The sequence below is a fragment of the uncultured Thermomonas sp. genome, assembly GCF_937872235.1.
Classification (GTDB): domain Bacteria; phylum Pseudomonadota; class Gammaproteobacteria; order Xanthomonadales; family Xanthomonadaceae; genus Thermomonas; species Thermomonas beijingensis.
Genome location: NZ_CALMPC010000111.1, coordinates 1 through 10,913 on the forward strand (window position 1 = coordinate 1; position 10,913 = coordinate 10,913).

Consider the following 10,913-nt stretch of genomic DNA (forward strand, 5'->3'; position numbering starts at 1 on the left):
CGGAGTCGAATTTTTAGGGAAAGCCCGAGAAAGTCGACTCTGACCCCTGTTTTCCCTTTAGGGAAAGCCCGAGAAAGTCGACTCTGACCCCTGTTTTCCAGCCATCGGCTGGACAAAGTTGACCCACCCAAGGCGAGTTTTGTTTTGCGTGCGTGTTAGCGGTGCGACAATGCAGCGCTTGCCCGGAGTTGTCTGATGTCGCCTGTCACTGCTTTCGCACCCCCTGCCATCGCGTTGCCTGATTTGGATCGTGTGCTGCATCAGCGCGGGTATGTCGTGTTGGCGGCAGCGGATGTAGCGGCGTTGGCGGGTGTGCCGTTGTCCGCGTTGCAGGCGCTTGAGCCGTCGTGGGAGTCTTTATGCCTTGATCGTTATCTGAAAGATGGCGGTCGCTATCGCAAACGACGGCATGCGTGTTTTATTGCTGAAGACGATCAGTTGCAGCAGGTGCCACACCGGATGCATTGGCAGCCGGTGGAATACAACGCACTGCACGGTGGGATGGAACGCTGGTTTGAACCGGTGTTGCCCGAGACCGTGCGGCAAGCGGCGTGGTCGGCGCTGATTCTGGCGCTGGCGCGGGTATGCAGCGCGCAGCGGCCGGTGCCACGCTGGCATGTGGAAGCACATCAATTCCGGATCGACACCAGTGATGGCGTAGGCCGGCCTACGCCGGAAGGCGCGCATCGTGATGGCGTGGATTTCGTGGCGGTGCTGCTGGTTGCACGACATGCGATCAAGGGGGGGGAGACCCGGGTGTTTGATGCGCATGGCCCGAATGGTCAGCGCTTTACGCTGGATCAGCCGTGGTCATTATTGTTGATGGACGATGCGCGGGTGATCCACGAATCGACCCCCATTCAGCCGTTGCACGGTGTTGCCGGGCATCGCGATACGCTGGTGCTGACGTTGCGGGCGGCGGGTTTTTTGGGGGGCTAGTGCCATCACCAAACCCAGTCCAATCGCGTGGACAGCGCGGGGCTCCCCTTTGTCGGACATGCCGTGAATCCATCCTTGGAGGCTTCTCGGCAACATTCATGTTGCCGAGAAGCCTCCAAGCGGTAGCCCCGCGCTGTCGTTCATGACGGATGAAGTTACAATTGCAACCATTACGCAGCAGGCGAGGTGTTCATGAAACTGGGGTCTCTCAAAGAAGGTGGGCGCGACGGCACCTTGATAGTGGTGTCGCGTGATTTGTCGCAGGCGGTGCGAGCCACCGGCATTGCCGCGACCCTGCAACAAGCGCTGGAGGACTGGGAGAACACCGCGCCGCGCCTCAACGCGCTGTCGGAAGCACTCAATGCCGGCACGGCCAATGCTGCCTTCGCGCTGGACATGCACGCATTGGCCGCACCACTGCCGCGTGCGTATGAATTTGTCGATGGCAGTGCATATTTGCCACATGTCGAGCGCGTGCGACGTGCGCGTGGCGCGCAGGTGCCGGAAAGTTTCTATGTGGATCCGCTGATGTACCAAGCGGTCAGTGCCGGCTTCAATGGCCCGCGTGACCCGGTGCGCGTGGTCAGCGAAGACTACGGCATCGATCTGGAAGCCGAAGTGGTCATCGTCACCGATGATGTGCCGATGGCGGTGACCGCAGAACAGGCGGCCGGGCACATCCAGTTGATTGGCTTGATCAACGATGTGTCGCTGCGCAATCTGATTCCACCGGAGTTGGCCAAAGGCTTCGGCTTCTTGCAGTCCAAACCGCGCAGCACGTTAAGCCCGGTGTTGGTGACGCCCGATGAGTTGGGCGATGCGTGGCAGGACAGCAAACTGCATCTGCCGATGCTCACCCACATCAACGGTGTCTGGTTTGGCGCACCGGAAGCGGGCGTGGACATGCAGTTCAACTTTGCACAATTGGTCGCGCATGCCGCAAAAACGCGGCCATTGTCGGCCGGCACCCTGGTGGGTTCTGGCACGGTGGCCAATGAGGACACCAGTCTGGGGGCCTCGTGTTTTGCCGAGCAGCGGACCGTGGAAACCTTGCGCGATGGCAAGCCCAGCACGCCGTTCATGGCGTTTGGCGATGTGGTGCGGATTGAAGTGCTTGACCGTGCCGGCGCCAGCATTTTTGGCGCAATCGAACAGCGCATCGAACACCAGCCAGCGCCTTGATGGCAATCGGTTGGACGGTCGTGGCAGCGGTGCCAGCGGTGGCAGTACACGGCTGCCATCGCGCTAAGGTGTCGCCATGAGCGAATCCTTGCTGCTGTATTCCTACTGGCGTTCCAGTGCGGCGTATCGGGTGCGCATTGGGCTGAATTTGAAAGGCTTGGCCTGCACCACCGTACCTGTGCATTTGGTGCAGGACGGTGGTCAGCAACATACTGCGGCCTACCGGCAGATCAATCCGCAAGAACTGGTGCCGACCTTGAAACATGGTCAGCGTCAGCTCACCCAATCACTTGCGATCCTGGAATATCTGGACGAAGTCTGGCCAACCCCGCCATTGCTGCCGGCCACCGCCCGCGAACGGCAACGGGTGCGCGCCTTGGCGCAGTTGGTCGCCTGCGATATCCACCCGCTCAATAATCTGCGGGTGTTGCAGTACTTCGAGCACGAATGGAGCCTGCCTGCACTCGAGCGTGAGCAATGGGTCAAGCATTGGATCATGGACGGCTTTGCCGCACTGGAGGCCATGCTGGCCGGGCATCCGTCCACCGGTGATTATTGCGAGGGCAATGTGCCTAGCCTGGCCGACTGCTGCGTGGTGCCGCAGGTGTACAACGCACGTCGCTTCGGGATCACGATGGCGGATTATCCGACGATCGAGCGAATCGAACAGACCTGTTTGCAATTGCCGGCGTTCGATGCGGCGCGCCCGGAAAATCAACCGGACGCACCCCGCTGAAGCCCGCAACCTCAGTGCGCGGCAAACACGTCGGCGTAGGGGTCGTGATCGCCACTGGCGCCTTCCGACAAGCGGAATTTCAGCGCCAAACCATCGCGTGAATCGGCGGCCTTCAACGCTTCTTCCATTTCGATCCGACCTTCCTTGTAGAGCCGGAACAGGCACTGGTCGAAGGTCTGCATGCCATCTTGCAGGGATTCTTCCATCGCCATCTTGACCTCGTGCACCTGCCCGCGACGCAGCAAGTCGCGGATCATCGGGGTGTTGATCAGCACCTCGGTGGCCGGTAGTCGGCGGCCATCCACGCCCAGCACCAGGCGTTGACTGACCACCGCTTTCAGGTTCAGCGCCAAGTTCATCAGCACGTTCTTGTGCGCGCCTTCAGGGAAGAAATTGAGAATGCGCTCGATGGTCTGGTCGGCGTTGTTGGAGTGCAACGTGGCCAGGCAAATATGCCCGGTTTCGGCGAAAGCAATCGCCGCTTCCATCGTGGCCTCGTCGCGGATTTCGCCAATCAGGATCACATCGGGCGCTTCGCGCATCGCGTTCTTCAGTGCGGCGTGGAAGCTATGCGTATCCAGGCCTACCTCGCGCTGGTTGACCACCGAGCGCTTGTGCCGATGCAAATATTCAATCGGGTCTTCAATGGTCAGAATATGGCCGGTGCTGGTGGTGTTGCGGTAGTCGATCATCGAGGCCAGCGTGGTGGACTTGCCCGAGCCGGTGGAGCCGACGATCAGCACCAGCCCGCGTGGGGCCATGATGATGTCCTTCAACACCTGCGGCAGCTGCAAGTCTTCGATGGTAGGAATGATGCTGCGGATGGTACGGATCACCATGCCCACTTCGCCGCGTTGCTGGAACACGTTGACACGGAAGCGTCCACTACCGGGCACCGAGATCGCCATGTTCAATTCTTTTTCGCGCTCGAATTCAGAAATTTGCGCGCTGTCCATCAGCGAATAGGCAATCATTTTGCATTCGCCAGCGGTCAGGGTGGCGTCGCTCATCGGCTGCAACACGCCTTCCATCTTGATGCTGATCGGTGCGCCAGTGGACAGGAACATGTCCGAGGCATCTTTCTCCGCCATCAGCTTGAAATAGTGGCTGATATCCATACTGTTTCCCCAAGTTGCCGTGCCTGGCGTTGCAAGCCCGACGCCAGATTCCCACAATGGTCGCGATTTCGTCACGAGATGCGACCTCCCATGCGCTCAAGCTTCGCACAAATTCCGGCGTCCCTGTATGCCCCACTGCTGTGTGGCTCCTTGTTGATCAGCGGTTGCGCCAGTTTGCCGCCGCCCACCGCCGAACTGGATGCCGCGCAACAAGCGGTCAATCGCGCCGACGCGGCCGATGCCGACCAATACGCCGCCGACGCATTGGCCAACGCGCGCACGGGTTTGCAGCGCGCGCAGGCGGCGATGGCGCGGGGGCGTGATGATGAGGCGCGGGATGCCGCCGTTACCGCCACTGCCGATGCAGATCTGGCGCGGGTACGCAGTGCCGCTGCCCGTACGCGAGCCGATTTGCAGCAACAGCAAGCCGAAGTCGCCGGCTTGCAAGCGCGCCTGAAACTGGAACCCACGCCGGCCAGCGCCAATCCGCTGGATATCGTGGTACCCACCGGTACCCCCGAACAGCGCCTGCAACTGCTGGAGGCGGATATCCGGCTCAACCCGTTTGCACAGTACGAACGCCTGCAAGCGCAGCAGGCAGTGACCGCGCTGGCGACCGTATCGCGCCGCAATTTGCCTGCGGCAATGGCGCTGGCCGAGCGTCGGGTAGGGATTGCCGAACAAGCAGCCCGTATCGAAGCGGCCAAGCGTGCGCTGGAGCGCTTGGCCAGCGAGCGCAGCGAGCTGCGTGTGGAGGCCAGCCGGCGCGACGCCGACCGCGCCATGGCGGAGGCTGAGCAGTTGCGCTTGCAGGCACAAATCCAGGCCGAAGACGCGGCGCGTGCACGCGCCCAGGCCGCGCAGGCCGAAGCGGTGCTGGATGGTGCCCAAGTGGAGCAACAGGACAAGGTGGATGCGGCACGCGCCAAAGAAGCTGCTCTGGCGCGCAAGGAGGCCGAGTTGGTGGCCGGGGCCAAGCTGCCGCCGATGAAACAGGATGCCCGTGGTGACGTATACACGCTGGCAGGTGATGTGTTTGCCGGTGGGCAGGCACAGCTGACCAAGGCTGGCAGCGCCAGCCTCAAGGCGCTGGGGATGTACCTGGCGGCAATGCCCAGCGGCAGCGTGCAAGTGATCGGCTACAGCGACAATCAGGGCAAGCCTGCGGCCAACCAGTCGCTTTCGGAGCGGCGTGCACAGCAGGTGCGGGCGAGCTTGGTGGCGGCAGGGGTCAGCCGTAACCAAATCAGCTCGCAAGGCAAGGGCGCGGCCGCGCCGGTGGCCGACAATCGCACCGCGGCGGGCCGTGCAAAAAATCGCCGGGTCGAGGTCGTGATTTCAAAAGTGAAATAAAATCAATTGGTTATGTTCTTTCCGGGGGGGCTGAATCTTAATCAATACTGTCGATGGGGGCTTGCCAAGTCGCGCTGGCAGGCGTAGCGTCAAGCCACCAGATGGTTTGATGTTGCCACCCCCATCTGGCCGGAGACCGGCCGATGCAGCACCCGTTCGACAACCCGGAGATCGCCGCCGCAAGCCAGTTGCGCGGTCGTACTGGGCCAGTGTTTCGGGTTCCGGTGTCGGCAGCAAACGTTGAATTCAAATTCGAAGACGCCCCGTGCCGCCCAGCGCCGGGGCGTTTTTGTTGGCGCGTATTCGCAACCGGCGTACTGCTGGCTGCGCAATCCCCGGCAACCTTGGGTTGCCATCCCCACGCCTTCGGGCACCCGCCCGAAGCAATTTGTTGACGCAGGAGGTTTCCATGTTTGAAGGGCAATCACAGGCTGAAATCGAAACGTTGATGAAAGCCAATACCGAGTTCCGGCAGCTGTTCTATCGCCACCGCGAACTCGACCGCCAAGTCATGGATGCGGAACTGGGTGTGCTGCCGTTGGACGACAACACCCTTGGCATGATGAAACGCGAAAAATTGGTAGCCAAGCAACGCTTGTTGCAGATGTACGATCGCGCGCACTAAGCGCGGACAGGGGTGGCGGCGTTGCAAGGCGCTGCCATCCCTGCGGCTGCGCCGATGGTCAGATCGGGATAGGCGCAGCTGCGCACGATCTGGCCTTGGCATGGATATGCCACTCCAGTGCCAAGACAGCGACACCCGGATGCTACCCTGAGCACTGGAACCTGTCGCTGGAAACTGCGGTGTTGCGATGAGCGAACAAAAAAACCCCACCCCACTGCACCAAAAATTGGCATGCGTGCTGGAGCTGTTGCAGGGCACGACGACCTTGCAGGACTTGGCGCAGCGCGAAGCACTCACGCCGACGCAGTTGCAAGAGTGGCTGGAAACGGCTCGGCAGGGCATGCAGAACGCGTTGCGCGGCCTCCCCGAGGCCGCCGGCGGGCCGACGCACGGAGACCTGCGTGACCTGATACCACGTCCATTTGCCGGGCAGGACATGATCGTGGTGTCCCCCGAAGACGCGTTGAGCCTGGCATGGCAACGGATGCAGGCCAGCGATGTCTCGCAGCTGCCGGTGATGCAGGGCACGCGCATCGTGGGCATGCTGGATGAGTCCGACGTATTGCTGCATGTGTATGGCGATGAAGCGCGGTTTGCCGATCCGGTGTCGGCGGCGATGGTGGCGCGGTTGGACAAGGTCAACATGCGCGCACCGATCGAAGCGCTGTTGCCGGTGTTTGATCGTGGCCATGTGGCCATCGTGATGGATGGCGAACAGTTTCTTGGTCTGATTACCCGCATCGACCTGCTCGATTACCTGCGCCGCCGCGCGCGCTGACGCGTCCGTATCAGTCGAACGTAATCCCGTAGCGTTCGCGCAGGGCGCGGCGTTCGCGCCGCAACAGCCAGCGTAGCAGACGCATGGTCAGGCTGTTGCGGGCGGGCGGTGGGGTGTTACTGACAAAAACGGGCGCGTAGTCGATGTTTGCAGGTGGCGCGGGCACCCCCAGAAATGCACACACCTGTGCCACGCAGGTCGCAGGCTGGGTACGCAGTTGCTCGCTGCGCAGCAGCAACACGTGCTGTGACGGGAACTGTGCGTACAGCCGGTCCAATTGCTGCGCGTAGTCGCCGCGTGCGCGGTAGCTGTGGCGGCGGTGATGCGAGTCAGTTGCGAGTGGATCGCGGTCCAGGCGCAAGCGCCAACGCTCCAGCAACATGGCCGGCCACAGCGGCCAGTGTTCCCAGCCGCGCGCGCGCTCCATGCGGTAATGCGAGAGCGCACGTTCGGCCGGTTCGCGCAGCAGCACAATCCAGCGGAGTGCAGGGTTGTAGCGGGTGATGCGCGGCAGACATTGCGGCAGAAACAACGAGATCGGCGTGGCATCGCCATGCAGCGTAGCGGCGGTATCGGCAGTGCCGGCATCGGCAGTGAACAGGGGGGCAAACCGCGCATCAATGGCCGCCGTGTCTGCGCCGTCATCAAAGTCTTCGGCATCGAACACATGCGCTTCCTTGTTGTATGGCAAGCGCAATTGCGGGTGCGCAGACAAGTACTGCGCCAGCGCGCTGGTGCCGGCCTTTTGCACGCCACCAATCAAAAACGCGATGCGTGGCTCAGCCGGGGTGTTGGTCATTGCCGGGCAACACCTGCACCTGCACGTCGGCAGGCAACGGGAACAGGCCATTGAAGCGCTCGATTGAGTTGTCGATGACCTCGAACGACAAGTCGGATTCGTGTCGGCACAGCACGCGGCGATGGTGCTGGTGCAGATCGGGTGCTTGCACGAGTCGTGCCCGAATGCGGTAAATCCCGTGCGCCAATTGCGCACGAAACTCCACCTGTATTCGCACGTGCGGTTGCTGCGGTGTGCGCGGCGGCAGGCGAATGCGGCGGCCACTCAGCGGTACGCCATGCTCATCCAGGATATCCAGGATACAGGCGACATCAGCCAGCCCGGGATCCACTTCCAGCGCAACGCAAACCTGGAATGGCGCATCGAAACCCAGGGCCAAATGTTGCATGCCATTGGCAAACTGCAGGGCCAATACACCACCGTCTTCGCAGCGAAATCCCTGTGCGGTGCGAATCGGAGGTGCAAGCCCTGCTGCCTGGGCCTTGGCATGCACACGGAACAAGTACTCCTCGATCACTTCCTCGGGGGCACCCAGCATCGCCATGCGGCCCTGCTCCAGCAAGATGGCGTGCTGGCAAAAGGTGCGCACCGCATTGAGGTCATGGCCGACAAACAGCAGGGTGGTGCCGCGCGCCAGGATTTCCTGGATACGGGTCATGGCCTTGGCTTGGAATGCGGCATCGCCCACCGCCAGCGCCTCGTCCACGATCAGGATGTCGGGCTCCACATGCACCTGCACCGAAAACGCCAGCCGTACCGCCATGCCTGAGCTATAGGTCTTGACCGGTTGGTCGATGTAATCGCCAATGTCGGCGAACGCGATGATGTCGCTCAACAGGGTGTCGATGCGTGCGCTGCTCAGGCCCAGAATCGCACCATTGATGTAGATGTTTTCACGCCCGGTCAGATCGGGGTTGAAGCCCGAACCCAGTTCAAGCAGCGCCGCCACACGGCCGTGGGTGTACACCGTCCCCGAGCTGGCCGGCAAGACCCCGGCAATGATTTGCAGCAGGGTGCTTTTGCCGCTGCCATTCAAACCGATGATGCCCAGCGCCTGCCCACGCTGCAGGCTGAAGCTGATGTCGTGCAGGGCTTCATGGACGTGCAGCCTGCGCTGCGCAGAGGCATGCAAGCGCTGCGCGAAGCTGGGTGATGCAATCGCCAGCGCAGTGCCTGCGCGATGCAGGGCGGGGGCAATCAAGCGTTGCGCGGGGCTGGCCCAGATCCGGAACGTTTTGCAGACATCCTTGACCACGATGACCGGCTGCGAATGGGCGAGTGGAAAGTCCGCTGACATGGGGGCTGCAATCAAAATTGAACTGCCATTGTAGCCGCGCCAGGGCAAGTTCCCATGGCTGCCAAAGGCACAAAAAAAACGGGTGGCCCGAAGGCCACCCGTGATTTGAAGCGATGAAACCGACTTCCCGATTACAGACCCGGGTTGCCGTCCGGCGTGGTCTGGCCGCCGCTCGGGCCGCCATCCGGAGCCTGACCACCGTTCGGGCCGCCCGGCTCACCGGTGGAGCCACCGTTGCCGTGGAAGTCCGGGGTCCACTCTTGGTTGAAGTCGGACGGACGCTGACCTGCCTGCACGGAGAAGTTGCCTTCTTCGTAATCACGCAGGTACTGCTCGCCACGGGTGTCGCTGTCGGTGACGTTGGTCAGCACGTTCGGCAACGAGCTGTTCACCAGGCTGGAAGCGACCAGGCCCGGGAACTCGGCGGTGACGACTGCGCGCCACTTGCCAGCACTCGGAGCACCCCAAGCGCCGATCGCGCCGCCGGTACCATTTTCCAGATCGGTGGAGTTCAGCTGCACCGAGGCACCGGCCGGCACCCACACGCGCACCTGCGAGGCACCGTGCATACCGTTGTTGTCGATACCTTCCAGCGAGACGTAACCGTCGGTGGCGCTGCGGTTGGTCAGGCGGATGAAGCTGCGCTGGGTGGTGTTGCTGCCCGGGTTGATGGTGAAGATTTCCATCGTGGAGCCGTTGTAACGCAGCGGCAGCACGTCGCACACCTGGTCCGCGTGGTCGTCGTTGAACGCCGGGGTGGCGATTGCACCGGCGCGGAAGAACGTGGTGTTGACGTGGTTCGGATGGTCGTCGATCACGCGGTTGGTGTTCTGGAACGCACACACGCGCAGACGGTTGGTGAACGCACCGGTGGCCATGTTCAGGTTGGCCGCAGCTGCGGTGTAGGTGAAGCTCACCTGGTTGCCGGACACGGTACCGCCGGTGCCGGCATTGGTCAGGGTGACCAGGGTGCCGTCGGTGCAGTCGGTGCCGCCGTACATCAGGTACACGCGGTCATTGATGCCGGCGTCGTCGAAGGCATTCCAGTCATCGCCACCGTTGCCGGTGATGGTGGTGGTGAACGTATCCGAACCCAGGAACACGAAGTTGCCGGCACCGGTGTTGTTGATGGTGACGTCACCCAGGTTGATGACCTGCGAGTTATAATCGCTCGGAGCGGTCACGCTGCCGCCGAGGTTGTTGTCATTGGCCGAGCCCAGCTTGCCGTCGAAGCTGAACAGGGTCTTCGGCAGCTGATCTTCAGTATAGTCGTCAGCCACGTCGATGTACTTGTCCACTTCCGAACGGGTCCGGTCGGCGCAAGCGGTGACGCCGCTGACGCGCTTCAGGATGGTACGGCTGGTGGTGGAGCCCTGGTAACGGCTGTCGTTGGTGGCGTTGACCATCCAGAACTCGGCGTCCACCTTGTCGGTACCGCCGCCGATGGTGCCCATCGCGAACTCGTTCAGCGAGGTCAGCTTGGCACTACGCCAGCGCAGCAAAACGCCGGCAGAGGGGTTCGGCGGGTTCGGGCCACCATTTGCTGGCGGAATGATGCGAACCGATGCGGTACGGTTGCCGTCATAGAATGCGTCGAACTGTGCACGCCAGCCATAGGCATACAGCGTTGGGTCAAGGATCAGTTCGTCGGTCAGACCGCCACCATTTACATCCGTCGGAGCCACACCTGCGAACAGTGCGCCATCGGCGGTGTCGGCGCAGGTGGTGTCAGGCTGCGGGTAAGGCAGGCCGGAGGCCACGCAGTTGTTGCGGTTCAACTTCACGCGAACGGTGAAGCCGGTGGTGGTCTGCACCGCGTTGTCCGGCGGGTTGATGTCAAACACCAGATCTTCAGTCATGGTGTAGTTGTAGCTCGGGCCCAGCAGCAGCTGGTAAGCCACGTTTTCCGGGGTCGCCAAGTCGGCATTGATGGCCGGATCGGACGAATCGTTGGAGGGGCTTGCAACGGACTGCTTCAAAGTGCCGTAGTTGTAGGCCGCAGCGGCGCCGGCCAAACCCAGACCGGCCACCAGGGCAACGGCGAGGACGTTCTTCTTCATGCTAGACATGTCTAACTAACTCCTGT

The 10,913-nt window shown here is 62.0% G+C and carries 9 protein-coding genes and 1 pseudogene; 6 read left to right on the forward strand and 4 right to left on the reverse strand.

Translation table 11 applies throughout. From position 1 onward, the window contains the following. Window positions 1-195: 195 nt before the first annotated feature. The 3 genes from QWB57_RS10010 to maiA all read left to right on the forward strand — a co-directional run bounded on the left by QWB57_RS10010 (window position 196) and on the right by maiA (window position 2,857). Window positions 196-939, forward strand: a complete 744-nt coding sequence (locus QWB57_RS10010; RefSeq protein ID WP_223629069.1) for a 2OG-Fe dioxygenase family protein — start codon at window positions 196-198, stop codon at window positions 937-939. 192 nt (window positions 940-1,131) lie between these two features. Beyond that, entirely contained in the window at window positions 1,132-2,121 is a 990-nt protein-coding gene (locus QWB57_RS10015; RefSeq protein WP_223629070.1) for a fumarylacetoacetate hydrolase family protein, read from the forward strand. Window positions 2,122-2,197: 76 nt separating this feature from the next. Continuing rightward, window positions 2,198-2,857 (forward strand): maleylacetoacetate isomerase, encoded by a 660-nt coding sequence (gene maiA / locus QWB57_RS10020; RefSeq protein ID WP_223629071.1) that lies wholly within the window; start codon window positions 2,198-2,200, stop codon window positions 2,855-2,857. A gap of 11 nt (window positions 2,858-2,868) precedes the next feature. Here the strand turns inward: maiA and QWB57_RS10025 are convergent, their stop codons facing one another. Continuing rightward, window positions 2,869-3,975 carry a PilT/PilU family type 4a pilus ATPase gene (locus tag QWB57_RS10025; RefSeq protein WP_223629072.1) on the reverse strand — a complete coding sequence of 369 codons (1,107 nt, stop codon included), beginning with the start codon at window positions 3,973-3,975 and terminating at the stop codon, window positions 2,869-2,871. 90 nt (window positions 3,976-4,065) lie between these two features. On the opposite strand from QWB57_RS10025, the gene QWB57_RS10030 reads away from it, so the two are divergent. The 3 genes and pseudogenes from QWB57_RS10030 to QWB57_RS10040 all read left to right on the forward strand — a co-directional run. After that, window positions 4,066-5,328, forward strand: a complete 1,263-nt coding sequence (locus QWB57_RS10030; RefSeq protein ID WP_223629073.1) for an OmpA family protein — start codon at window positions 4,066-4,068, stop codon at window positions 5,326-5,328. Between the two features lie 409 nt (window positions 5,329-5,737). Then, entirely contained in the window at window positions 5,738-5,953 is a 216-nt protein-coding gene (locus QWB57_RS10035) for a YdcH family protein (RefSeq protein WP_223629074.1), read from the forward strand. Between the two features lie 382 nt (window positions 5,954-6,335). After that, window positions 6,336-6,731: pseudogene (locus QWB57_RS10040) on the forward strand (CBS domain-containing protein); the annotation flags it as partial. 10 nt (window positions 6,732-6,741) lie between these two features. Here QWB57_RS10040 and QWB57_RS10045 read toward each other — a convergent pair. From QWB57_RS10045 to QWB57_RS10055, 3 genes are all read right to left on the reverse strand, one after another. Continuing rightward, window positions 6,742-7,530, reverse strand: a complete 789-nt coding sequence (locus QWB57_RS10045; protein WP_288969385.1) for a sulfotransferase domain-containing protein — start codon at window positions 7,528-7,530, stop codon at window positions 6,742-6,744. Beyond that, window positions 7,511-8,827 carry a polysaccharide ABC transporter ATP-binding protein gene (locus QWB57_RS10050; protein WP_288969387.1) on the reverse strand — a complete coding sequence of 439 codons (1,317 nt, stop codon included), beginning with the start codon at window positions 8,825-8,827 and terminating at the stop codon, window positions 7,511-7,513. Before QWB57_RS10050 ends, QWB57_RS10045 begins: the two co-directional genes overlap by 20 nt. 131 nt (window positions 8,828-8,958) lie before the next feature. Then, window positions 8,959-10,896, reverse strand: coding sequence for a hypothetical protein (locus QWB57_RS10055; RefSeq protein WP_288969388.1), 1,938 nt, complete (start codon window positions 10,894-10,896; stop codon window positions 8,959-8,961). Window positions 10,897-10,913 lie beyond the last annotated feature (17 nt).